The organism is Spirillospora sp. NPDC029432 (assembly GCF_040703975.1).
GTDB lineage: Bacteria > Actinomycetota > Actinomycetes > Streptosporangiales > Streptosporangiaceae > Spirillospora.
In genome coordinates this window covers 18,218-41,121 of the sequence record NZ_JBEZWH010000067.1, presented here as the reverse complement: position 1 = coordinate 41,121, position 22,904 = coordinate 18,218, and the positions used below count along the sequence as shown (strand labels likewise).

20 protein-coding genes are annotated in these 22,904 nt (G+C 74.6%); 3 read left to right on the top strand and 17 right to left on the bottom strand.

Features of this window, described 5'->3' with window-relative positions:
* The 10 genes from AB0881_RS34265 to AB0881_RS34220 form a co-directional block, all read right to left on the bottom strand.
* Positions 1 to 1,680: hypothetical protein (locus tag AB0881_RS34265; protein ID WP_366623809.1), on the bottom strand; the 1,680-nt coding region annotated here is incomplete at its 3' end.
* Positions 1,677 to 3,296, bottom strand: coding sequence for a hypothetical protein (locus AB0881_RS34260; RefSeq protein ID WP_366623807.1), 1,620 nt, complete (start codon positions 3,294 to 3,296; stop codon positions 1,677 to 1,679). The genes AB0881_RS34265 and AB0881_RS34260, both read right to left, overlap by 4 nt.
* Before the next feature lie 31 nt (positions 3,297 to 3,327).
* Positions 3,328 to 4,086 (bottom strand): IclR family transcriptional regulator, encoded by a 759-nt coding sequence (locus tag AB0881_RS34255; protein ID WP_366623805.1) that lies wholly within the window; start codon positions 4,084 to 4,086, stop codon positions 3,328 to 3,330.
* A gap of 17 nt (positions 4,087 to 4,103) precedes the next feature.
* Positions 4,104 to 5,360 (bottom strand): FAD-dependent oxidoreductase, encoded by a 1,257-nt coding sequence (locus AB0881_RS34250; RefSeq protein ID WP_366623803.1) that lies wholly within the window; start codon positions 5,358 to 5,360, stop codon positions 4,104 to 4,106.
* Positions 5,357 to 6,634, bottom strand: coding sequence for an MFS transporter (locus AB0881_RS34245; RefSeq protein WP_366623801.1), 1,278 nt, complete (start codon positions 6,632 to 6,634; stop codon positions 5,357 to 5,359). The genes AB0881_RS34250 and AB0881_RS34245 overlap by 4 nt, the downstream gene beginning before the upstream one ends.
* A gap of 141 nt (positions 6,635 to 6,775) precedes the next feature.
* The gene (locus AB0881_RS34240) at positions 6,776 to 9,769 is read right to left on the bottom strand and encodes a glycine--tRNA ligase (protein WP_366623815.1); all 2,994 of its coding nucleotides are present in this window, start codon (positions 9,767 to 9,769) and stop codon (positions 6,776 to 6,778) included.
* Between the two features lie 53 nt (positions 9,770 to 9,822).
* Entirely contained in the window at positions 9,823 to 10,596 is a 774-nt protein-coding gene (locus AB0881_RS34235) for a phytanoyl-CoA dioxygenase family protein (protein ID WP_366623799.1), read from the bottom strand.
* 42 nt (positions 10,597 to 10,638) lie between these two features.
* Positions 10,639 to 11,334 carry an SseB family protein gene (locus AB0881_RS34230; protein WP_366623797.1) on the bottom strand — a complete coding sequence of 232 codons (696 nt, stop codon included), beginning with the start codon at positions 11,332 to 11,334 and terminating at the stop codon, positions 10,639 to 10,641.
* 91 nt (positions 11,335 to 11,425) lie between these two features.
* The gene (locus AB0881_RS34225) at positions 11,426 to 12,529 is read right to left on the bottom strand and encodes a ring-opening amidohydrolase (RefSeq protein WP_366623795.1); all 1,104 of its coding nucleotides are present in this window, start codon (positions 12,527 to 12,529) and stop codon (positions 11,426 to 11,428) included.
* A 62-nt stretch (positions 12,530 to 12,591) separates the two neighbouring features.
* A complete protein-coding gene (locus tag AB0881_RS34220; RefSeq protein WP_366623793.1) occupies positions 12,592 to 13,554 on the bottom strand; it encodes a carbamate kinase in 963 nt (320 codons plus the stop codon).
* A gap of 115 nt (positions 13,555 to 13,669) precedes the next feature.
* On the opposite strand from AB0881_RS34220, the gene AB0881_RS34215 reads away from it, so the two are divergent.
* Entirely contained in the window at positions 13,670 to 14,665 is a 996-nt protein-coding gene (locus AB0881_RS34215; protein ID WP_366623791.1) for a hypothetical protein, read from the top strand.
* A gap of 8 nt (positions 14,666 to 14,673) precedes the next feature.
* Here AB0881_RS34215 and AB0881_RS34210 read toward each other — a convergent pair whose 3' ends face one another.
* Positions 14,674 to 15,837, bottom strand: coding sequence for a pyridoxal phosphate-dependent aminotransferase (locus tag AB0881_RS34210; RefSeq protein WP_366623789.1), 1,164 nt, complete (start codon positions 15,835 to 15,837; stop codon positions 14,674 to 14,676).
* An 83-nt stretch (positions 15,838 to 15,920) separates the two neighbouring features.
* Between AB0881_RS34210 and AB0881_RS34205 the strand changes: the two genes are divergently transcribed.
* The gene (locus AB0881_RS34205; protein ID WP_366623787.1) at positions 15,921 to 17,318 is read left to right on the top strand and encodes an amino acid permease; all 1,398 of its coding nucleotides are present in this window, start codon (positions 15,921 to 15,923) and stop codon (positions 17,316 to 17,318) included.
* Here AB0881_RS34205 and AB0881_RS34200 read toward each other — a convergent pair.
* On the bottom strand, positions 17,226 to 17,597 hold the full coding sequence (locus AB0881_RS34200) for a hypothetical protein (protein WP_366623786.1): 372 nt from the start codon (positions 17,595 to 17,597) through the stop codon (positions 17,226 to 17,228). The genes AB0881_RS34205 and AB0881_RS34200 overlap by 93 nt on opposite strands.
* 91 nt (positions 17,598 to 17,688) lie before the next feature.
* On the bottom strand, positions 17,689 to 18,885 hold the full coding sequence (locus tag AB0881_RS34195) for a helix-turn-helix transcriptional regulator (protein WP_366623784.1): 1,197 nt from the start codon (positions 18,883 to 18,885) through the stop codon (positions 17,689 to 17,691).
* 119 nt (positions 18,886 to 19,004) lie between these two features.
* Here AB0881_RS34195 and AB0881_RS34190 point away from each other — a divergent pair, with 119 nt between their 5' ends.
* Positions 19,005 to 19,403 (top strand): ester cyclase, encoded by a 399-nt coding sequence (locus AB0881_RS34190; RefSeq protein ID WP_366623782.1) that lies wholly within the window; start codon positions 19,005 to 19,007, stop codon positions 19,401 to 19,403.
* Here AB0881_RS34190 and AB0881_RS34185 read toward each other — a convergent pair.
* The 4 genes from AB0881_RS34185 to AB0881_RS34170 are packed head-to-tail and all read right to left on the bottom strand — an operon-like array spanning position 19,400 to position 22,884.
* Complete coding sequence (locus AB0881_RS34185) at positions 19,400 to 20,005, bottom strand: response regulator transcription factor (protein ID WP_366623780.1); 606 nt, start codon at positions 20,003 to 20,005, stop codon at positions 19,400 to 19,402. The two genes, AB0881_RS34190 and AB0881_RS34185, sit on opposite strands and share 4 nt — an antisense overlap.
* Entirely contained in the window at positions 20,002 to 21,162 is a 1,161-nt protein-coding gene (locus AB0881_RS34180; protein ID WP_366623778.1) for a histidine kinase, read from the bottom strand. Before AB0881_RS34180 ends, AB0881_RS34185 begins: the two co-directional genes overlap by 4 nt.
* Before the next feature lie 31 nt (positions 21,163 to 21,193).
* The gene (locus tag AB0881_RS34175) at positions 21,194 to 21,955 is read right to left on the bottom strand and encodes an ABC transporter permease (protein ID WP_366623776.1); all 762 of its coding nucleotides are present in this window, start codon (positions 21,953 to 21,955) and stop codon (positions 21,194 to 21,196) included.
* A complete protein-coding gene (locus tag AB0881_RS34170) occupies positions 21,952 to 22,884 on the bottom strand; it encodes an ABC transporter ATP-binding protein (protein ID WP_366623774.1) in 933 nt (310 codons plus the stop codon). Before AB0881_RS34170 ends, AB0881_RS34175 begins: the two co-directional genes overlap by 4 nt.
* Positions 22,885 to 22,904: the final 20 nt, after the last annotated feature.

The following is a 22,904-nucleotide window of genomic DNA, read 5'->3' as shown; positions in this document are numbered from 1 at the left end:
GACGCGGGCGGCGCCGGCGACGGCCGCGTCCCCGTGCGCGCCGGCGAGCACCCGCAACGCCTCCCCGGTCGCGCGGCGCCGCCCGGCCGCCTTGGCGAGCGCGGCCGGGACCAGCAGCGGCACGGCGTCCAGCCCGTGCCGCTCGAACCAGGCCAGCGCGGCCGGCCGGGCCGCCTTCGGCGTGAGCAGCCATCCGGCCATCAGCGCCGCCGCCTCGGCGTCCAGGTAGGGAAGCAGCGGGCCCGGGGCGTTCTGCCGCACGGCGACGGGCCTGAAGTCGTCCCCGAACCGGGCGATCAGCGGCCGCCACCAGTCGCCCTGGTACGGGAGCGGCCTCTCCTCCTCCGCCCACAGCGCCAGCAGCGGCCGTACGAGGTCGTCGGGGCCGTGGGCGAGCAGGCTGAGCTGGTGCTCGCGGCCGAGCTTCCCGGAGCGGAACCGCGCGGCCATGCCCTCCAGGTCCGCGTCCGGTTCGAGCGGCGCGATCCGGTGCGCGCCCGCCGCCGCCCACTCCTCGCGCTCGCCGGGTGCCCAGCGCATCGACCGTGCGGCGGGCGGCTCCAGGCCGGGCAGGACGATCGGTTCGCGCCGGCGCGTCCACGGCGGCTCGGCCAGCAGCGCCGGGACCGCGTCCGCCGGGGCGTCCGGCCTGCGGCGGACGTCCGGGAGTCCGTCGCCGGACGCCGCTTCCGGGTGGAGGCGCAGGTGGATCTTGAGCAGCTCGGTGGCGAGCGCGGCCTTGCGGGACGTCCCCGCGGTCGCGGGCGCCAGCAGCCGGACGGCGCGCTCGGGATACCGCTCCATCGCCCCCAGCAGCGCGGCCTGCGCGACCTGGAGGTCGATCCGGTCCACCAGCACGGCGAACGCCTCGTCGGCCGGGATCGTGCACAGCGCGTCCAGGACCTCGGCGTGCCCGGCGGGCGCCATGCCCTCCGGGTACGGCTCCAGCGCGGCGGCGAGCGCCGGGACGGCCGCCGTGCCCAGCCCGTCGGCCATCGTGTGGAAGGTCCCCTCCCAGCAGTCGCCGTAGTCGAGCCGCGGCGGGCCGCCGAGCAGTTCCACATGGCGGGCCGTGCTCAGGGAGGCCAGCAGCAGGCGCCGCCGGCGGGGATCGCGTCCGAGCCCGGCGGCGCAGCACTCGTCCACCCAGTCCGTCCTGGTCGGGACGAGGTAGGAGGCGACCAGCCGCTGCTCCAGGGTCCGGCGGCGCCCGGCCAGGCCGTCCACGGCGGCGGCGTACTCCGCGTCCGCACCGGCGGCCAGCAGCGCCCGGACCAGCCACAGCCCCTCATCGCCGGGCGGCCGGCCCCGGCCGGGCCGCACCGCGAGTCGAAGGTGCGTGGTCACGTCGGCCAGCTCGGCGAGCGCGCAGGCGGCGAACGCCGGGCCGTGCCCGGCGGCCCACGCGGCGGCGAACCGTTCCTCGGCCTCGTCGCGGTCGTCCCGCCGGGCGCACAGCACCTCGGCGACCACCGCCGCGCCCGCCGGATCGGGCTCGCCGCCCAGATGGCGGCGGGCCCGCCGGACCAGCTCCGGATCGGACTCCGGGTGCCCGAGGATCTCCTCGATCTGGTCGCCCTTGCGCTCGACCAGCCGGGCGATCCGCGCGGCCGCGTCCGCCTCCACTTCCACGGGCGGGCCGGGGACACCGCCGCGCCGCGGGTGCACGTACATGTTCATCGGGCGGCCTCCGCCGCCCGCTGCCGGGCGGCCGTCGTGATCGTGTGGTGGGTGCCGGAGGCCGCGATGCCCTCCAGCACGGCCCGGGCGCCGGCGGTGCCGATCCGGGCGATCGCGTCCACGGCCTTGACGCCCCTGGCCCGCAGGCCCCTGGCGACCCATCCGGGGATCAGTTCCGCCAGGTCGCTGGCCGTGCGGTCGTCGCCGAGCCGGCCGAGCGCGGGCAGCGCCCACGCGTCGCCGTGCAGGAACAGCGCCCAGCCGAGGTCGGCGAGCGAGCGCCGGTCGCAGGCGTCCCGGACCTCCGCCAGCCGCGGGTCGTCCTTCCTGGCCAGCGCGACGAGGCGCCTGACCGCATCGGCGGGCAGGGCGCCGGCGGCGTCCTTGAGGAGCACCTGCGGCAGCGCGTCCGGGTCGGCGTACGCGGGCAGCCGCGGCGCCCGTCCCGGTTCGGTCAGCACCGCCGGAAGGTCCCCGGCGGGCGCGTCGGGGACGCGCGGCGGCGCGGGCGGCCCGGCCAGCTCCGGGTGGGCCTCCAGGTGCGCGTGCAGCAGGCCGGCGGCGAGCAGGGCCGACCTGGACCCGCTCGCCGCGACACCTGCCAGCACTCGCGCGGCGCGTACGGGGCAGCGCTCCATGGCCGCGCGGAGGTACGTGCGCGCGTGCTCGCGGTCGTACCGCTCCAGCAGCAGCCTGAACGCCTCGTCGCCCGGCAGCAGGGAGATCAGCTCGACGAACGCCTCCCGCCACGGCTTGTAGATCGTCATCCGGTCCCACGCGTCGACCAGCACGGGCGCGATGGCCGCGCCGGCGCCGTCGGCCATCGTGGCGCGCATCCCGGACGAGTACGCCCCGAAGTCCCACTCCTCCAGGCGCCAGTCCCCGAGCAGCTCCAGATGCCGCGGGGTGCTGATGGACGCCCACAGCAGCGCGCGGTACGCGCCCTCGCCGTGGCCTGTGGCGGGCGGTTCGAGGCAGCATTCGTCGACCCAGTCGTCCCGGGTGGGCACCAGGTAGGAGACGACCAGCCGCTGGGACCGGGTCCGGCGGGAGCCGGCCAGCCGTTCCACGGCCCGCTCGTACTCCTCTTCCGGGCCGAGGGCCAGCAGCCCCCGGACCCGGCGCAGGCAGACGCTCTCCAGGAAGCGGAACAAGTCCGCCTCCAGGCGCTCCAGCCTGGAGGTCGAGTTGGCGATGGTGTTGTGCTCGGCGAGCGCGGCGGCGGCGAAGGCGGGCCCGCGGTCCGCGATCCAGCCGTCGGTGAAGATCCGTGTCGTGTCCCGGCCGCGCCGGGCGCCCACGGCGGCGAGGACGGCGGCCGCTCCGGCCGGGTCGTCCGCGCCGGCGAGGTAGGCGCGGGCGTGCTCGGCCAGGTCCCGGTCGCCGCGGGGGGCCGCCAGCACCCGGTCGAGATGCTTCCGGTGCTCCTCGACCAGCTTCGCGGCCTTGGCGCCGGCGGCGGAATCGGCCGTGTCGCCCGACCGCACCTTGCCTTCGGCGCTGTCGTACAGCCTCGATCCGCCGGGGATCGCGCCGCCGCGGCGGGGGTGCAGATCTTCGCGCAGCGGCTCGGGCAGGACCAGGACGTCCTCGTCCGGGGGGAACTGATCTTCCATGGCCGATCACCGTAGGGGACCCCGGTGACAGTCAGCCGGGGTTCGGGAGATCCTTCAGGCCGCGTTCCACCTCGCGGACGGTACGGGCCAGCTCGCGGGCGAACAGCTCGACGCGGTCGCCGCGGAAGCGGGTGGAGGGGGCGGCGATCGACAGGGCGGCGACGGCCGTGCCCTGGCCGTCGTGGACGGCGGCGCCGATGGCCGACACGCCCTCCTCGGTCTCCTCCATGTTGACGCCGTGGCCGTGCGCGCGCACGAGGTCGAGCTCCCTGAGCAGCCGGGTCCGCTCGGCGGCGGGCAGGGCGTCCGGGGCGTACAGCTCGGCGAGCCGGTCCGGGGGCAGCTCGGCCAGCAGCGCCTTGCCGCCCGAGGCGCGGTGCGCGGGGAGGATGGTGCCGCGCCGGTCGCCGACATGCAGGACCCGCACCGACTCGACGCTGGCGATGAAGCGGACCTCCGCGCCGACCCGGACCATCAGGTTGACGGTCTCCTGGACGCGCTGGCACAGGTCCTCCATGTGCGGCTGCGCGACCGCGCGCAGCTCGCGGACGGGGGTGGCGCCGCCCGGCCCCATCGCGAGGAAGGGGCCGGGCAGGTAGTTGTGGTTCCCGTCCTGGACGGCGAAGTCCCGGTAGACGAGCATCGCCAGCAGCCGGTGCGCGGTCGAGCGCGCGATGCCCAGCTCGCGCGCGGCCTCGCTGACCTTGACCTGCCCCTGGTCGCGGAGCAGGTGGATCAGCAGCAGCACGTTGTCGACCGAGGTCAGGGCATAGGGCGGTTTGTTCTTCATCCGGACCGATTCTGCCGTCAGGACGCGCCGGGGAGGTAGGCGTCCTGGCGCAGCAGCTCGGCCCGTACGGCGGTCGCGTCCGTCGCGCCGTGGCCGGCGGTGAGGGCCGCCGCGATCCCGGCCGCGTGACCGGTCGCGAACGCGGTGCCCATGACGCGCAGCGAGCCGCCGGCGACGCGGTCGCCGTCGACGGTGCGGCCCGCCGCGAACAGGTTGGGCGTGTCCGCGCTGCACACCGTGCCGTACGGGATCTCGTAGTAGCCGTCGTCCTTGATGAACCGCCACTCCGAGGGCTCGCCGGGACCGGGGTGGTACTCGACGGGCCAGGCGCCGAGGGCGATCGCGTCGTCGAAGCGGCCCGCGTCCAGCACGTCGGACTCGCTCATCCGGTAGCGGGCCGCGACGTGCCGGGACTCGCGGGTGCCCAGCTCGGGGCCGGTGGCGACGATGTACGCGCCGGCGCAGCCGGGCAGCGAGCGGATCGCCTCCAGGTACGCGCGGGACTGGGCGCGGGCGGAGATCTCGGCGCGGCTGGTGTCGGCGGCGTCGCGGGCGTCGTACCCCTCGTCGGCCAGGAACGTGATCACGTCGCCGGACACCGGCAGCCGCGCGACCAGCCCGCGCTCGGCGGTCAGCGGGGCGACGCCGCGCCCGCGGGCCGCCTGGACGGCCTCGCGGACCAGGTCGCGGGTCACGGGCACGTCCGCGGGGATGCCGCCGAAGCGGACGGCGAGGGTGCCGTTCTGGACCTTGCCCTCGTTGCCGTACCGGACCTCGGCGCCGGCGTGCCAGGCCAGGTCGGCCTCGCCGGACGCGTCGACGAACGCCGACGCGGTGATCTCGTGCAGGCCGGAGTGGTCGCCGACCCGGACGGCGGTGACGCGGCCCGCGGCGTCGCGGCGGGCGCCGAGCACCATGCTGTGCAGCCGGATCTCCACGCCCGCCGCCACGCAGACGCGGTCGAGGACGCGCTTGGCGGTCTCGGGGTCGAACGGCACGGCGACGGCGGTGAACTTCTGCGGCGCGGTGACGGCGTCCTCGGCCCGCAGCCCGGCCAGCACCTGCTCGGCGACGCCGTACACGACCTGGTCGTACGGCTCGGCGCGGGTGTAGAGGCCGCAGTAGGTCACGACGTTGCGGAGGGTGGCGGCGCCGCCGAGGCAGGGCCCGCGCTCGATCAGCAGGGTGCGGGCGCCGGCCCGCGCGGCCCCCACGGCGGCGGCGACGCCGCCGGACCCGCCGCCCGCCACGACCACGTCGTAGTGCTCGGTCATGCCGGTGCCTCCGTCTTCTTCTCGGTGGTGGTGCCTTCGGGATCGGCGGCGTGGGAGGGCCGCTTCTCCCGGACGAAGAACATCAGGACGGCGCCGACCAGCGGCCCGACGGCCAGCGCGAGGAACGCGGCGTAGAACGAGCCGGTCGCGGAGAACACCGCGCCGATGACGACCGGCACGATCACGCTGCCGAGCTGCCAGACGGCGTTGGTGGCGCCGGCCGCCGAGCCCGCCAGCCGGCCGCCGGACAGGCCGGGGATCATCGCGGTCATCAGCGGGCTGTAGAGGTAGGCGCCGATGCCGAGGAAGGGGGCCACGACCAGGAACCCGGCGGGCGTGCTCATGCCGCCGAAGACCAGCAGCGCGATCACGAAGAACAGCAGCACGCCCATCGTCGGGATCCGCCGGCCCCTGCCGATCAGGTCGGTGACCAGCCCGATCAGCGGCTTGCAGAGGACGGCGGCGAAGGCGAAGATCGACACGACCAGCCCGGCGGTCACCGGCTCGATGTCATTGCCCTTGATCATCAAGGTGTTGGACCAGGTGATGAAGCCGTAGGTGCCCCACAGGCCGCCGAACCCGGCCAGGCCGAGGATCAGCAGGTCCCGGTTGCGCGCCAGCGGGCGCAGGTCGGGCAGCGGGGCGCGCTTGACGCCGGCCGCCTCGGGTTCGGCCGCCGTCGCGGGGCGTACCAGCAGGAAGCACAGCACGGCGACGACCATCGAGACGGCGCCGAACGCGTGGTACGAGGTCCGCCAGCCGCTCGCCTCGATCAGCGACGGCACGATCGCGTTGGCGATCATCGTGCCGAGCGAGGTGGCGGTCATGTAGACGCCCATCGCGAGCCCGCGGTCCTTCTCGGCGAACCAGCCGGTGATGAGCTTGACCCCGGCGGAGTAGTCGGCGCCGGCGAACAGCCCGACGACCGCCTGGAACGCGATGCCGATCCCGGCCGAGTGCGTGGAGCCGAACAGGATCATGAAGCCGCCGGCCACGAACAGCGACCCGGCGAGGATGTTGCGGGCGCCGATCCAGTCGGTGAGGAAGCCGCCCGCCGCGTTCGAGACGACGTAGCCGATGTAGTACGCGGTCACGAAGACGCCCAGGCCGCCCAGCGCGACGCCCAGCGACTCCCCGACCGAGGCCGACGCCGGGCCCCATGTGGAACGGTCCACTGAGGTCATCGTGAAGGCCAGCCAGCTCAGGATGAGGATGACCCAGCGATAGGGGGAACTGGACGCCGCTCTGGCGGGCGGCGCGGCGAGAACGCTCATCGACGTACTTTCCGGTGTCGGAGGTGGGAGCGCCCACCGGGAGTGGGCTGCGCCACGCTACAACCGTGTAGCGCTATAGGGAACAGCCTCTCCCGAGCGTTCTTCTATGTGGAACACCCCCGAACGCCCGCGACCCCGCGGTCAGGCGATCTGCGGCCAGTCGAGCACGCCCGCGACGAGATCGCGTACCGCGGCGAGGAAGCCCAGCCGGTTGGCGCGCAGCGCCGGGTCCTCGGCCATCACCATGACGTCGTCGAAGTACAGGTCGATGGGGTGCGCCAGCGGGAACGCCGCCGTGGTGAACTCCGGCAGCGGCGCGCGCTCCGGCAGCACGTCCCCGACCTTCGTGAACGCCTCGTGCAGCCGGTGCTCGGCCGGCTCCCGGAACAGCGCGGGGTCGTACCCGGCGGGCGTGCCTGCCGGGACGATCCGCAGCACCCGCTGCAGCGCCGCCGTCAGCCGCCGGAAGCGGTCGTCGTCCAGCAGCTTGGCCAGGTCGGCGGCGGCCTGCTCGGCGTACGCGGGCGACCCGGCGTGCGGCAGCACGGCCCGCACGACCGCGACCGCGTGGCCGTCGTCCAGCAGCGACCGCTCCAGCCGCCGCGCGACGAACCGGACGGCCTCGCCGGCCGCCTCGGCGGTCACCTCGACCGGCTGGTGGCGGGCCGCGATCGCCAGCCCCGCCTCGACGGTCAGCGGCGCGAGCCGGACGCCGGACCGCAGGATCGCGGTCACCGCGAGCGCGGCGCGGCGCAGCCCGAACGGGTCGGAGCTGCCGCTCGGCGCCGAGCCGACCGCGAACAGCCCGGCCAGCAGGTCGAGCCGGTCGGCCAGCGCGAGCAGCGCGCCGGGCGTGCCCGCCGGGAGCGCGTCCCCGGCCGACCGCGGCAGCTCCATCTCGTACAGGGCGGTGGCGACGGCCTCGTCCTCGCCGGCGCGCCGCGCGTACTCGCGGGCCATCGTCCCGGCCAGCCCGGACAGCTCGATCACCATGGCGGACGCGAGGTCGAACTTCGCCAGCTCCCCGGCCCGCGCCAGCACGGCCGACTCCGCCGCGGTCAGGTCGATCCGGTCCGCCAGCTCGGCGGCGATCGCGCGGATCCGCGCGGCCCGGTCGGCCATCGAGCCGAGCCGCTCGGTGAACGTCAGCTTGCCGAGCCCCTCCCGGATCTCCTCGGGCGTGCTCCGCAGGTCCTGGTGGAAGAAGAACGCGGCGTCCTCGTAGCGGGCGCGCAGGACGGCCTCGTTGCCCGCCCGCACCGCCTCGTGGTCGCACTCGCCGTTGGCCACGGTCACGAAGTACGGCAGCAGCCCGCCCGCGCCGCCCGCGCCCCGCACCGGCAGGTAGCGCTGGTGCTTCTTCATGACGGTGGTGAGGATCTCCTCGGGCAGCTCCAGGTAGGAGGGGTCGAACGCGCCGAGGATCGCCACCGGCTCCTCCACCAGGTTGACGATCTCCTCGACCAGGGCGCGCTCGCCCGGGAAGTCGATCGCGCCGCCGACCCCGACGGCCAGCGGACCGGCCGTCTCGACGATCTGCGAGCGGCGCCGCTCCACGGCCGGCTCGATGCCGTGCGCGCGCAGCGCCGGGATGAGCGCGCCCGCGTCGGGCACCGACACCGATGTCGTGGTGGCCGTGCGATGCACGCGCGTGATGCGGCCCGCGGTCATGCCGGCCACCTCGAACGGGATCTCGTGCTCGTCCAGCAGCGCCAGCAGCCACCGGACGGGCCGCGCGAACGACAGGCCCGGGGCGTTCCACCGCATGTTCTTGTCGGCGCGCAGCCCCTCGACGATCCCGGGCAGCAGCTCCATCAGGACCTCGGCGGCGGGGCGGCCGGTGATCCGCCGGACGTACCCGGCGTACTCGCCGCCGCCGACCGTGACCGGGCGGACGTCGGCGACGTCGATGCCCTGGCCGCGCGCGAACCCCTGGAGCGCCTTCGTCGGCGCGCCCTCCGCGTCGTACGCGGCGGACAGCCGCGGCCCCTTGACGACCTGCTCGGTGTCGGGCTCGCGCGGCTCGACCTCACTCGCCGTGACGATCACGCGGCGCGGGGTGGCGTAGGTGTGCACCTCGCAGGTGTCGCCGTACAGCCCGGCCTCCTCCAGGCCCTGGACGAGGCGTTCGGCCACCGCGTCGGCCGTGCGGGAGACCTCGTGCGGCGGCAGCTCCTCCACCCCGATCTCCAGCGCGAACGAGGCGGGCGCGACCAGCGTCGGCGGGGCGGGCGCGAACGGCCGCTCCTCCGCCGGGGCGGCCGGGCGGGCGGCCGCGTCGCCGAGCGGGTGGCCCAGCTCCGCGCGGCGCTCGACCCACAGGCCCGCCACGTCGTGCGCGAGGCGGCGCATGCGGGCGAACGCGCGGGCGCGCTCGGTCGTGCCGATCGCGCCGCGCGCGTCGAGGACGTTGAACGCCTGCGAGCACTTCAGCACGTACGAGTGCGCGGGGACGGGCAGCCGCGCGTCCAGCATCCGCCGCGCCTCGGCCGCGTACGCCTCGAACAGCTCCCGGACGGTGCCGATGTCGGCGTCGTCCAGGTAGTAGCGGCTCATCTCGTACTCGGCCTGCCCGAACGCCTCGCCGTAGCTGATGCCGGGCGCGTACGCGATGTCCTTGAAGTGGGACACGCCCTGGAGCGCCATGATGATGCGCTCCATCCCGTAGGTGATCTCGACCGCGACCGGGTCGAGGGTCAGCCCGCCGGACTGCTGGAAGTAGGTGAACTGGGTGATCTCCAGCCCGTCCAGCCACACCTCCCAGCCCAGCCCCCACGCGCCGAGCGCCGGGGAGGCCCAGTCGTCCTCGACGAACCGCACGTCGTGGGCGCGCAGGTCGATGCCCAGCGCCTCCAGGCTGCCCAGGTACAGCTCCTGCGCGTCGCCCGGCTCGGGCTTGAGGACCACCTGGAACTGGGTGTGGGTCTGCAGCCGGTTGGGGTTGTCCCCGTAGCGCGCGTCGTCGGGCCGCACGCTCGGCTCGACGTAGGCGACCCGCCACGGCTCGGGACCGAGGACGCGCAGCGCGGTGGCGGGGTTCAGCGTCCCCGCGCCCACCTCCGTGTTCATCGGCTGGGTGATGAGGCAGCCGTGCCCCGCCCAGTGGTCGGTGAGCCGGATCAGGGCGTCCTGCATCGTCAACACGGTCGTTCCTCCGGTACGGGTCTCGGGTGCTCAGCCTACGGCGGTCAGCCCCCGAGACCTCGCCGGATCGCCCCGGCCACCGCAGAGTCCGCGGCGGGCGCGTCGCCCGCGGGCAGGAGCGGCGGCTGCGCCATGAACCGCGGCCGGGTGCCGTGGTGCTTCTGCGCCGCGTGCACCAGGAACGGGTGGCACAGGTACACGTCGCCCGCGCGGCCGGTCGCGTACGCGGTCGGCCGGTGCTCGGTCGCGGGCACCGCCTTCCCCGCCAGCTCCATGAACGGCAGGCCCGCGTCCCCGGCGGGCTCCAGGATCGGCGGCACGTCCAGGTGGGAGCCCACCCGGACCCGGGTCGGCGCGTCCTCCTCCGCCACGTCCGAGAACAGGAACAGCATCAGCAGGGCGCGGCCGCGCGAGGCCAGGTTGACCCGGGCGGACATGAAGTCGGCCGGGTCGTCGCCGGGGAAGCTCGCGTCGATGTGCCAGCCGTCGTCGCCGGGCTCGTCCGGGCTCGGGAACCGCACCGGCCACGTGCCGAGGCCGGCGGCCGGCGCCCATCCGCCCGGGCCGGCGAGGGCGTCGTACGCGGCGGTCAGCCGCGGCGTGTTCGCGGCCAGCCGGAACGGCTCCTGCGCGTAGCCGCCGAGCCGCACGACGGGCCGCGTCCAGGTCGCCGGATCGTCCGGATCGCACCCGGTGTCGCGCCAGAGGATCGCCAGGCACTCCTCGACGAGGTCGCGCGGAACGGCCCCCTCGACGCGGACGAACCCGTTCTCGACGAAAGCGTCGACGTCAATGCCGGTGTCGGTGTCGGTGTGCATCTGCCCAACCCTGCCGGTCAGGGGCGGTACGGGGCCAGCGAATTAACGCCGGACGATGCTCAGCTCGACGCCGCCCACGACCCGCCCCCGCAGCACTTCGGCGAGCCGGTCCGACACCCGCTGGACGACCGCGCGCTCGTCGTGGCCGGGCGCGATCGCGAACCGGATCGCCAGCTCGGCGGCCGTGCCCTCGGCGATCCGCACGCCGCTCACCGCCTCCTCGGGCCCCACCGCGGCCTCGACCGCCGCCAGCACCTCTGGGTCCTCGTGCGGCGGCGGGACCGCGCGGCCCTCGGCCAGCAGGTGCAGCCGCAGCCCGTCCACCGCGAACGGCACCGGGCCGGCCACGTCGACGACCAGCGCGTGCGCGCCCTCGTCCAGCGCGGCCAGGCACGCCTGCCGGGCGTGCACCGCCACCGGGCGGGCGTCCGCGCGCCACGCCTTCATGGTCTCCATCGAGGTGAACCCGAGCACGCCCCGGCGGCCGTCCTCGCCGACGAGCGTCGGCAGCGCCATGTCGCTGGACTTCTCGCGGCGCAGCTCGCCGGGCGCGACCTCCTCCTCTTCGGTGAGCACGGCGACGACCGGCACCAGCAGGCGCGCGTCGTGCAGCTCGCCGAGGACGCGGTGCGCGCCGACGCGGCCGGCCGCGTAGCCGGCCAGGGCCTCGCGCAGCCGCGGGTCGGCGGTGCCGTCGTCCTCGGGGAAGGCGGGTTCGGGAATGGTCAGTCCGGACACGGCAATGAGGCTATAACCTCCCGACCCCGCTTACCGCGCGACTCCGGATACTCTTCGCAACGATCCTGTTACGTTCGGTACACGAACGGCGTCAGGGGGCGACGATCGCGGCGACCGTACCGCCGCCCGAGGGGCCCTGGTGGACGGCCGCGACGGACACGAACACCGCCGGGTCGCCGGTCACCGAGGCGGCCACGCCGCCGACGCACGCCTTGATCTGGCGGTGCCAGTGCACGTCGGAGTCGTCCAGCATGATGTTGCGGCGGCCCCGCACCGATCCGGACGGGTCGGCCTCGCACTTGATGAACGCGTTGACGAGGCGGCCGTCCAGGTCCTCGGCGCGCGGCCGGTCCGGCAGGTCGAGCCCGGCCGACCGGATCGCCGCCCAGATGCCGTCGGCGTCCAGCGCGTCCCGCATCACGCCGTGCCCGGCCCGGTACCGGCCGCCGATGCCGCGCACGTTCCCCACCAGGACGATCTGCGCCCGGTCCAGTTCCACGCCGGACGAGCAGGACGCGACCGACGAGTACAGCGTCAGGTCGCGGTGGATCCGGTCCGCCTCCGGCATCTCGATCTCGCCGAGCGCCACCGCGATGCCGAGCGCCGTCGTCGAGTTGGAGATGTCCATCGACTTGAGGGTGTCCTCGGTGACCACCGTGTTGCCGCGCGACCTCGCGTCGTTGATCGTGTCGAGGGTGAGCAGCGGCGTCTTGGTCTGCACGTAGTGCACGTCGGCCGGGTCCTCGATCCCGGCGGTCTTCATCGCCTCGCGCACGCCCGCCGCGACCGTCTCCACCATCGCGGGCCGGCCGATGTCCTCGGGCAGGATGATCTCGCTCATCGCGACGCCGACCGACAGGCGCGGCTCGTCCGAGGCCGGGACGGTGGCCGGGTCGGCGGTCGCGAACACCGTCGCGTGCGGGCTCAGCACCCCGTCGGTGCCGCCCGACCACACCAGCGGGACGCCCCGCACCTCCTCGGCGGTACGGGTGCCGCGCGCGGTCAGGACCTCGCGGAACGCCCGGTCGGCCAGCAGCCGGGTGTAGTCGTTGACGCCGCCGTTGCCCTCCGTCTTGCCGACCACCGCCAGCACCCGGTCGGCCTCCAGCACGCCGTCGTCGATCAGCCGGGCCAGCCCCGCGGCGTCGGTCACGCTCTCGATGGGGATCTTGCGCACTTCGATCGGATCGGGCACGGTCGCCACTCCTCGCTGTCGGCCGCTCGCTGTCGGCTGCTCGTGTCGGCTGCTGCTGTCGGCTATGCGGTGTCGTCCTCGATGACCGTCCCGGCCGCGCCGTGCGCGGCGGGGACGATGTGCTCCAGCGACGCGATCGCCGCGCGCCGCCCGCCCGCCGCGACGAACCGCAGCGCGGCCTCGACCTTCGGGCCCATGCTGCCGCCGGCGAAGTGCCCGGCGGCGGCCAGCGCCCGCAGCTCGCCCGCGGTGGTGCGGCCGAGCGGCCGCTCCCGGTCCGTTCCGTACCCCGCCATGACGTGGTCGACGTCGGTGGCGATCACCAGGACCTCCATGCCCAGCTCGCGGGCCAGCAGCTGGGCGGCCAGGTCCTTGTCCACCACGGCCTCCACGCCGTGCGGCTCGCCGTTCGCGCCGCGCACGACGGGCACTCCCCCGCCGCCCGCGGCGACCACCACGTGCCCGGCCGCCAGCAGCGCCACCGCGGCCGGGGCGTCCAGGATCTCCAGCGGCTCCGGCGAGGCCACCGTCCGCCGCCAGCCGCGGGCGCCGAACGAGCGCCACGACTGGCCGAGCGCCATGAACCGCTCCGCCTCGGCCTTGGGGAAGTAGCGGCCGACCGGCTTCACCGGATCGGCGAACCCGGGGTCGGCGGCGTCCACCAGCGTCCGCGTCACCACCGTGGACACCGGCCGGGACGCGCCGCGCGCCGCCAGCGCCCGGCCCAGCGCGTTCATGATCAGTACGCCGATGGTGCCCTGGGTCTGCGCGCCGCACCAGTCCAGCGGCACCGGCGGCACCACGTGCGCGGCCAGCTGGTTCTTGATGAGCAGGTTGCCGACCTGCGGGCCGTTCCCGTGCGTGAGGACGACCCGGGCGCCCGCCGCGACGAGTTCGGCCACGCCGTCCATCGCGCTCTCGACCGCCGCCTCCTGCGCCTGCGGGGACGCGCTCCCGTCCGGCGCGGTCATCGCGTTGCCGCCGAGCGCGATCAGCACCCGTCCCGGTCCCCCGTCGCCGCCCACGAGCCGTACCGTACCCACGCGGCCCGGCACCCCTCACCGTCGAAATCCGCCCAACCGGCGCCGTCCCCGTTGGCGAATGGCCGCATGACCTGGTTCGTCCCGTTACACTCCCGCCGTGCAACCGACCACCCCGGCACCGCCGGTCCCCGCCGGCGCCGCCGCCCTGGACGCCTGGCGCGAGCTGCCCCGCGACGTGCGGCGCGGCCTGATGCGCGGCGGCCGTCCGCACCCCGACCCCGCCGTCGCCGTGGTCGCCGTCGGGTACGCCCGCGCGATGCTGGCCCGCCCGTACCCGCGGCATCTCCTGTGGCCGATCGTCCTGCTGCTCCTGTGGGCGGTGGGGGCGGCGGTCGTCCTGGCGATCGCGGCCCCGGGGCTGTCGTCCGGCGGCACCGCGAGCATGCTCGTCGCGGCCCCCGTCCCGGTGCCCCTGGTGGCCTACATCTACTGGCTGCGCGGGCGCTTCCTGGCCTGGCACCGGCTGGAGAGCGTGCACGCCGCGGCCCTGTGGGTGAGCGAACGCCGCGACCCGCCGCCGCCCCCGGCCGCGCCCGCCTCGAACGAGGAGGTCGCCGTCCGGTACGACCTGTCCGCGCTGCGCCGCCAGTCCGTCCTGTGCCTGGGGGTGGTGGCGCTCGCGGCCGCCGTCCTCTCGGTGGCGTGGGGCCCGGTGCCGGGCCTGACCGTGGCGGCGCTCGTCCTCGTGCTCTTCAGCGCGGCGCTCGCCCTGGCCGTGCGCCGCTCCAAGGTCGCCCTCCCGGTGCTGTACCTGCGGCGCGACGGCGTGGAGGTCCCGTCCCTGGAGGTACGGGTGGCGTGGGCGGAGCTCACCGAGCTCCGCGTCGTCCCGTTCCGCGCCCTCGGCGGCCGGCCGCTCACCGGCGGGAAGGGGCGCGGGCAGGTCGTGGTCTTCGTGCCCGCCGACCCGGAGGCGGTCATCGCGCGGACGGGCCCCCGCTGGACCAGGCGCGTACGCCGGGCGTACCAGGCCTACGGAGGCCCGCTCGCCTTCGCCGACATCGGCATGGACCGTCCGGCCGAGGAGGTCGCGGCGGCCGCCGCCGCGCTGAGCGGGCTGCCCGTCCGGCGCTTCGGCCCGGACAAGTACTAGGCGGGGTACTAGGCGAGCCGCCCGAGCCGTTCCACTGCCTCGTCGATGACCTCGTCCTTCTTGCAGAACGCGAACCGGACGAAGTGCGCGCCCGCCTCCGGGTGGTCGTAGAACACCTGCGTCGGGATCGCCACCACGCCCGCCTTCTCCGGCAGCGCCTTGCAGAACTCGATGCCGTCGGTGAAGCCCAGCGGCCTGATGTCGGCCTGCACGAAGTACGTGCCCTGCGGCCGGTAGACCTCGAACCCGGCCGCCTCCAGGCCGCCGACCAGCCGGTCGCGCTTGGCCTCCAGCGAGGCTCGCAGCTCCGCGACCCACGGCAGCTCGTTCCGCAACCCGTACGCCGCCGCCCGCTGCCAGGGGCCGCCCGTCGCGTACGTGAGGAACTGCTTCACCGTCTGCACCGCCCGGACGTACCGGGCGGGCGCCGTCACCCACCCCGTCTTCCAGCCGGTGACCGAGAAGCTCTTGCCGACCGACGAGACGGTGACCGTCCGCTCGCGCATGCCGTCCAGGGTCGCCAGCGGGACGTGCTCGACGCCGTCGAACGTCAGGTACTCGTACACCTCGTCGGTGACGGCGACCAGATCGTGCTCGCGGCAGACACCGGCGATCACCTCCAGCTCGTCCCGGGTGAACACCGTGCCCGCCGGGTTGTGCGGCGAGTTGACCAGGATCAGCCGGGTGCGCGGGCCGACCGCCGCGCGCAGCTCGTCCGGGTCGAACGTGAAGCGCCCCTCGACCGGCCGCAGCATCACGGGCCTCCGGGCGGCCCCGGCCAGCGCGATCGTCGCGGCGTACGAGTCGTAGTACGGCTCGAAGACGATCACCTCGTCGCCCGGACCGGCCAGCGCCATGACGGACGCGGCGATGCCCTCGGTCGCGCCGACCGTCACGTACACCTCGGTCGCCGGATCGAACGCCAGCCCGTACCGGTCGAGCCGCTGCGCCGCGACCGCCTCGCGCAGCTCCGGCAGGCCGGGACCGGGCGGGTACTGGTTGCCGCCCGACCGGATCGCCTCGACCGCCGCCTCCAGCATCGCCGGCGGGCCGTCGGTGTCCGGGAAGCCCTGCCCCAGGTTGATCGCCCCGGTGGCGGCGGCCCGCGCGGACATCTCCGCGAAGATCGTCTCCCCGAACTCCCGCATCCGTTCGACCAGCGGTTCGCTCATTTTCGCCAACCTACCGGGTCTCGAAACGGTGTCCGCTACGTGAAGCGCGCATCAACCGCCCCCATCGTGGTGATCATCCGGCGATGAAGGACTTGCAGGAGACCGCCGCTCCCCCGGCCGGCGAACGCCTCCGCCGCGAACTGCGCCCGCGCCACCTCCGGATGATCGCCCTCGGCGGGATCATCGGGGCCAGCCTCTTCGTCGGCAGCGGCGCCGTGATCAACACGGTCGGCCCGGCCGCCGTGCTCTCGTACGTCATCGGCGGCCTGATGGTCGTGTTCGTGATGCGGATGCTGGGCGAGATGGCCGCCGCCCAGCCCACGCTCGGCTCGTTCATGGAGTACGCCCGCGCGTCCCTCGGCGGCTGGGCGGGCTTCACCACCGGCTGGCTCTATTGGTACTACTGGGTCGGCATCGTGGCGTTCGAGGCCGTGGTCGGCGCCCAGATCCTGCAGAAATGGATGCCAGACGTCCCGCAGTGGACGTTCGCGCTGATCCTCATGGTGGTGCTGACCGCCACCAACCTCGTCTCGGTCCGGTCGTTCGGCGAGGCCGAGTACTGGCTGGCGTCCGTCAAGGTCGCCTGCATCACCGTGTTCCTCCTGGTCGGCACCCTCTACGTGATCGGCTTGTGGCCGGACAGCACCGGCTCGGTCACCCACATCGCGAACGACGGCTTCTTCGCCCACGGCGGCTTCGCGGTCATCCACGGCGTCGTCATCGTCGTCTTCTCGTACTTCGGCGCCGAGATCGTCACGATCGCCGCGTCCGAGTCCAAGGAGCCCGCGAAGGCCATCGCCACCGCCACGGTCACCGTCATCTGGCGCGTCCTGCTCTTCTTCGTCGGCTCGGTGACCCTGCTCGTCATGATCACGCCCTGGGACGAGGTCCCGCACGACGGCACCAGCCCGTTCGCCGCCGCGTTCGATCGCTTCGGCATCCCCGCCGCCGAGACGATCATGAACATCGTGGTGCTGACCGCCGTCGTCTCGGTCCTGAACTCCGGCCTCTACATCGCCTCCCGCATGCTCTTCGCGATGCGCGAGCACGGCTGGGCCCCGAACTGGGTCGGCGACACGTCCCGCCGCGGCGTCCCCTGGAAGGGCATCCTCCTCAGCACCGCCCTCGGCTACGTCGCCGTCATCATGAGCTTCGTCTCCCCCGACCGGATCTTCTACTTCATCATCAACTCGGCCGGCGCCGTCGCCCTGTTCCTGTACGGCATCATCGCCCTCTCCCAGCTCCGCATGCGCGACCGCCTGGAACGCACCGCCCCCGACCGCCTCAAGCTGAAGATGTGGCTCCATCCCTGGCTGAGCTGGGCCACGTTCGTCTGCGTCGTCCTCGTCCTGATCTCCATGGGCGTCGTCGACGACACCCGCTCCCAGCTATGGCTGAGCCTGATCAGCCTGGCCGCGTTCCTCGCGGTGTACGCCGCCATCACCTGGCGCGCCCGCCGTGCCGGCGCCGCCGAACGCTGACGGCCACCACACCACCACCTCCCCGCCCGCGTCCCGCCGGGCGCGGGCGACCTCCCCGAGGTCGACGTACTCGCACCAGGCGCCGAGGGCGACCCGCCGCACCACGCCCTCGGCGCCGGCGGGCGCGTCCCGCAGCGCGTCCAGCAGCCGCTCCGCCGCGACCGCCGCGTCATCGCTCACCCCGCCCGCGCCGAGCTGCGCGACGTCCCACGCGAACAGCCGCGGAAGCCGATGCGCCAGCAGCGCCCGCACCGCCGCGAGCCGAGCCCCCTCCACCATGCCCTGAACCGCCTTCCACCCGCCGGAACACCCTGACGGCAGAACGCTAGGAGGGCCCGAGACGGCCGGAGTTTCCTCGGGGAAACCCAGGTCAGATGAGTTTCATGCGCCATGCCAGGCCGCGCAGGTCGCGGCCTCCGGCGCGGTGCATCAGGTCGGCGACCAGCTCGCGGACCAGCGGGTGATGGTGGACCTGCTGCGGGGACAGGCGTTCCGCCAGGCGCAGCTCGCGGGTGACGGCCTCGGGGCGGTGGCCGAGCATCGCGCGGGCGCGGGCGCGCTCCATCCACAGCGCCGCGCGCCGGTTCTTGGACGCCAGCGCGCGCGGCTCCACCGCGTCGGCGTACCCGAGGGCGGCGGCCGCCTCGCCCGACTCCACGGCCAGGGAGGTGCGCCACACGCCCGCGTTCGCCGGGCCGAACAGCTCGAACGCCTGCGGGTCCTCCCCGAGTTCCTCGGCATGGCGGGCGGCCTCGGCCGCGTTCTCGGCCGCGCCGCGGTCGTCTCCGTCGATCTGGAGGGCCAGCGCGCTGGAAAGGCGCAGCATCCCGTACACCTGATGGGCGAACGGGTCGTCGCCGATGTACGGCTCCACCTCATCTGCGATCCGGGGCGTGAGCATGAGCGCCCGCGGCCGGTTCGCCGAACTGCGCGCGTGCGCCCGCCCGAACGCGGCCGCCGCGCGCCAGACCGGGTCCCCGAGCAGGTCGGCGGCCTGCTGCGCGCGCTCCCCGGCGATCCAGGCCAGGTGCACCTCCCCCAGATGGCGGAGCGTGCAGGTCGCGCAGGATCCGCAGGCCCGCACCACGAGCCGCAGCGCCTCGTCGCGGCCCGGCCCGTCCGGGCCCGCCGCATGAACGTAGAGTTCGCCGATCGCGTCCGGCAGCGTCCGGGCGATGGTCGCGTAGTCGGCGTCGCGGAGCGCGGCGTCCACCCGCTCCACCTCCGCGCGGAGCACGTCCACGGGCCGCGCCCGCACGTCCGGCGGATCATCCGGTGCCGCGTCGAGCAGCACGCGCTGGAGGGCCATCAGGTTGTACCGGCGGCGCTCGGGCTGGACTTCGGGTGCGGGGCCGCCCATCAGGTAGTCGGCCGACACCTCCAGCACGTCCGCGAGGGCCGCGATGTCGGCGCGGCGTTCGAGCCGCGCGTGACCGTTCTCGATCTTCGAGAGCCAGGCCTTGGAACGGCCGACGAGCCCGGCGACGGTCTCCAGGCTTCGCCCGCTCGCCCGCCGGGCGGCACGGACGTTCTCTCCGATGCGGCGGGGGTTGTCGTCGATGGTCATGGCCGTCCCTTACGTTCCGGTGACCGTGCTCACGGTACGCGGCGGGGCGGCGCGCGGCAGCCGGTCGGGAGGGCGCTGTTTCCGTTCGGAAACCCTGTCCTGGGGGTACGGGAGGGGGCATGGTCGGGAGGCTGTACGAGCGGTGGCTGCTGGAGATGTGGGCCGGGGACTTCGGGCTCGCGCGGGAACTCGTCACATCCGATTTCGTCGGGCACTGGCCGGGCCTTGAGGTACGGGGCGCGGACCAGCTGATCGAGACGCTCGCGCAGGGGCACGCCCCGTTCGAAGGGGTCAAGGTCACCCTGGACGTGGGGCCGATCGTCGATGGCGACCGGGTCGCCGCACGCTGGACCTTCAGCGGGAGTTACAAGGGCGGCATGCCCGGGGCGACCGTTCCCGAGGGAACGACGGTGTCGTTCAGCGGGCACGACGTCCTGCGGGCCGAGGGCGGCAGGTTCGCGGAGTACTGGGTGATCTCCGATGTGCAGACCTTCTCCCGCGAGCTGGGGATGGCCTAGATCCAGCCCATCTCGCGGGCGGCGCGGATCGCGGCGAGGCGGTTGGATTCGCCGAGTTTCGTCATCGCCGAGGAGAGGTAGTTGCGGACGGTGCCCTCGGAGAGGTGGAGGAGGGCGGCTATCCGGGACGTCTCGGTGCCGGCGCCGATGAGGCGGAGGATCTCGCGTTCGCGGGCGGTGAGGGGGTTGTCGCCGGCGGCCATGGCGCTGGCGGCGAGTTCGGCGTCGAGGTAGCGGCCGCCGGTGTGGACCTTGCGGATGGCGGTGGCCAGCTCCTCGGTGGGGGCGTCCTTGGCGACGAAGCCGCGGACGCCGGCGGCCATCGCGCGGCGGAGGTAGCCGGGGCGGCCGAAGCTGGTGAGGATGCAGATCGCGCAGGGGGCGCCCGCGGCGTTCAGCCGCTCGGCGACGGTGAGTCCGTCGGCGCCGGGCATGTCGATGTCCAGGACGGCGACGTCGGGGGCGTGCTCGGCGACGGCGGCGGCGACCTCGTCGCCGCGGCCGACCTCGGCGATCACCTGGAGGTCGGGTTCCAGGTTGAGGAGGGCGGCGACGGCGCCGCGGATGAGGTGCTCGTCGTCCGCGAGCAGGATCCTGATCATGCCGGGACGACCGCGCGGAGCAGGAAGCCATCGCGGCCCTGCCGGGTCGCGGTCAGGGTGCCGCCGAGGACCTCGACGCGCTCGGCCAGGCCGGCGAGGCCGGAACCGGGGGCGCCGCCGGACGCGCGGGCGCCGTCGTTGCTCATCTCCAAGACCACCGAATCACCATAGGGCGCGATGGAGATGGCGCAGCGGGCCGCCTCGCTGTGCTTGATCACGTTGGTGGCGCCCTCGCGGATCACCCAGGCCAGCACGGTACGGGTGTCCTCCGCGAGGTCGGGCGGGGCGCCGATCTCGCAGCGGACGCCGGCCGCCTCCAGCACGGCGCGGACGCCGGCCAGCTCGGCGTCCAACTCGACGGCGCGGTAGCCGCGGACGGCGGCGCGCACCTCGCGGAGGGCGTCGCGGGCGGCGCGGCGGACGTCGGCCATCTCCTCGCGGGCGCGGGCCGGGTCGTCCTCGGCCATGCGCATCGCGAGCTCGCTCTTGACGGCGATGAGGGAGAGGCTGTGGCCGAGGAGGTCGTGCAGGTCGCGGGAGAAGCGCAGCCGCTCCTCGGTGACGGCGAGCCGGGCCTGGGCCTCGCGGGCCGCGTCCGCCTCCTGGTGCAGGTCCCACATCCGCCGGTAGTAGACGTTGGTGTAGAGCGCGGCGGCGGAGGCGGCGGTGAAGACCCCGAAGACCAGGAGCGGTACGGTCCAGTGCCCGGGCGGGCCGTCCGCGAAGGAGATGACCGCCGCGCACACGAGCCCCGCGGCCGCGCAGAGCGCGGCCTGCCGGCGCCACGACCGTACCCACAGCGCGACCGTGGAGACCCAGAAGACCGGGACCACGCACCACAGCGGGTGGGTGAGCATCATCAGGCTGAGCACCAGCGCCAGCGCCCCGCTGGCGGCGATGTCGCGGCGCGGCAGCCGCCCCTTCAGGCCGGTCCTGATCAGCCGGGTGTTGTAGCGGAGGAACAGGACGGTCCCCAGCGCCGCCGCGATGGTGATCGGGAGGCCGATCTCTCCCTCGCGGTACGCGCTCGCCAGGGCGGCCGCGCAGGGCATCGCCACGGCCGCGGCGGAGAACAGGAACGTCCGGTACATGACCCGGCGGTAGCTCTCCAGCCGGCCGGCCGCGCGCTCCTCGAGTTCGGCCGTCGTCGCGCCCATCGAGTCCCCTTTCCCCCGGTACGTTATCCGCTCAGGCGTGCCGCGGTTCCCAGCGGAACCGGCGGGCCGCGGCGGCGCGGCCGGCCAGGGCCCACAGCAGCAGGACGGCGAACGGCCGCAGGCAGGCCGTCCAGGCCTCGGTGAAGCCGAGCGGGGCGTGGTCGCCGGCGGAGGTGAAGTCCCGCCCGAGGTACCCGGTCTGGATGATCTCGGTGACCGGGGCCAGCGGGATCCAGCGCACCGCCTCTTGGACGGCCCCCGGCATCGCGTCCACCGGGAGCATCACGCCGAACAGGCAGGCGAACAGGATCGGCAGCACGGTGAGCTGGGTGCTCTCGGCGGTCGGGCTGAGCCCGGAGACGACGAACGCCAGCACGGCGAAGACGGCGACGCCGCCGGCCATGCCCGCGAGCATGAGGAGCGGGTCGGCGGGGAGGCCGCCGCCGAGCGCGATGCCCATGACGGCCAGCAGCGCCAGCGCCTGCACCGCGTACATCCCGGCCGCGGCGAGGACGCTGCCGCCGAGGATCTCGGCGTCCGACAGCGACGTGCCGCGCAGCCGCTTGAGGGAGTGATCCTCGCGGCGGGCGGTGAACACCGAGACCAGGTGGCTGAACACGGCGAAGAGCAGGAACATGCCGAGGATCTCGGCGCCCTGGGCGACGGCGTCGTCGCCGGCGCGCAGCAGCAGGGCCGCGAACATCACCGGCATGCCGACGACGGTGAACATGCCCGTCCTGTTGCGCCACAGCAGGGTCAGGTCGAGCCGCGCGATGCGGGCCGCGTTCTTCATCGTGCCGCTCCTTCTTCCGCAGTGTGCAGGAACACGTCTTCGAGGGAGGCGCTGCGGGCCTGGAGGCCGGGGAGGGCGAGGCCCGCCGCGTCGGCCCAGCCGAGCAGCTCGCGCAGGGCGTCCTGGAGCCCGGCGGCGGCGACGCCGTACGTGGCGACCGGGCGGCCGCCGTTCACCGAGACCTCGGCGGCGGCGCCGCGCAGCACGGGCAGCCCCGCGATCTCGACCCGGTCGGGGACCTGGAAGGTGATGCGGTCGCCGCCGCCCGCGACGACCTCGGCGACCGTGCCGGCGACCTCGATCCGGCCCCGGTGCATGATCGCCAGCCGGTCGGCGAGTTGCTCGGCCTCCTCCAGGTAGTGGGTGGTCAGCAGGACGGTGGTGCCGCCGGCGACCACCTCCCGCACGGTCCGCCAGGTGGCGTGGCGGGCCTCGGGGTCCATGCCGGTGGTGGGCTCGTCCAGGAAGAGGACGCGGGGGCGGCCCAGGAGGGCGAGCGCCAGGTCGAGGCGGCGCTTCTGGCCGCCGGACAGCTGCCGTACGCGGACGCCCGCCCTGTCGTCCAGGCCGACCATGCCGAGCGCCTCGGCCCGGGTGCGGGGGTTCGGGGTGAAGCCGCGCCAGTGGTCGACGGTCTCGGCGACGGTGAGGTCGGGGAACAGCCCGCCCTCCTGGAGCATGATCCCCAGGTGCGGGCGGACGGCGCGGCGCTCGCGGTGCGGGTCGCGGCCGAGCACGCGCACGGTGCCGCCCTGGGCGGGCCGGAACCCTTCGAGGGTCTCCAGCGTGGTGGTCTTGCCGGCGCCGTTGGTGCCGAGGAGGGCGAACAGCTCGCCCTCGCCGACCTCGAAAGACACGCCGGCGACGGCCTCGAAGTCCCCGTACCGGCGGCGCAGGTCCTGCACCTGGATGGCTGCGTTCGTCTGCATGCCCCAAGCCTCGCGAGCGG

Bases quoted from the DNA above. Each gene is read 5' to 3' on its own strand.
- AB0881_RS34240 (WP_366623815.1), bottom strand. From the start codon at position 9,769: ATGCAGGACGCCCTGATCCGGCTCACCGACCACTGGGCGGGGCACGGC.
- AB0881_RS34195 (WP_366623784.1), bottom strand. From the start codon at position 18,885: ATGACCATCGACGACAACCCCCGCCGCATCGGAGAGAACGTCCGTGCC.
- AB0881_RS34205 (WP_366623787.1), top strand. From the start codon at position 15,921: ATGAAGGACTTGCAGGAGACCGCCGCTCCCCCGGCCGGCGAACGCCTC.
- AB0881_RS34235 (WP_366623799.1), bottom strand. From the start codon at position 10,596: ATGCACACCGACACCGACACCGGCATTGACGTCGACGCTTTCGTCGAG.
- AB0881_RS34170 (WP_366623774.1), bottom strand. From the start codon at position 22,884: ATGCAGACGAACGCAGCCATCCAGGTGCAGGACCTGCGCCGCCGGTAC.
- AB0881_RS34210 (WP_366623789.1), bottom strand. From the start codon at position 15,837: ATGAGCGAACCGCTGGTCGAACGGATGCGGGAGTTCGGGGAGACGATC.
- AB0881_RS34185 (WP_366623780.1), bottom strand. From the start codon at position 20,005: ATGATCAGGATCCTGCTCGCGGACGACGAGCACCTCATCCGCGGCGCC.
- AB0881_RS34175 (WP_366623776.1), bottom strand. From the start codon at position 21,955: ATGAAGAACGCGGCCCGCATCGCGCGGCTCGACCTGACCCTGCTGTGG.
- AB0881_RS34250 (WP_366623803.1), bottom strand. From the start codon at position 5,360: ATGACCGAGCACTACGACGTGGTCGTGGCGGGCGGCGGGTCCGGCGGC.
- AB0881_RS34245 (WP_366623801.1), bottom strand. From the start codon at position 6,634: ATGAGCGTTCTCGCCGCGCCGCCCGCCAGAGCGGCGTCCAGTTCCCCC.
- AB0881_RS34190 (WP_366623782.1), top strand. From the start codon at position 19,005: ATGGTCGGGAGGCTGTACGAGCGGTGGCTGCTGGAGATGTGGGCCGGG.
- AB0881_RS34200 (WP_366623786.1), bottom strand. From the start codon at position 17,597: ATGGTGGAGGGGGCTCGGCTCGCGGCGGTGCGGGCGCTGCTGGCGCAT.
- AB0881_RS34255 (WP_366623805.1), bottom strand. From the start codon at position 4,086: ATGAAGAACAAACCGCCCTATGCCCTGACCTCGGTCGACAACGTGCTG.
- AB0881_RS34180 (WP_366623778.1), bottom strand. From the start codon at position 21,162: ATGGGCGCGACGACGGCCGAACTCGAGGAGCGCGCGGCCGGCCGGCTG.
- AB0881_RS34260 (WP_366623807.1), bottom strand. From the start codon at position 3,296: ATGGAAGATCAGTTCCCCCCGGACGAGGACGTCCTGGTCCTGCCCGAG.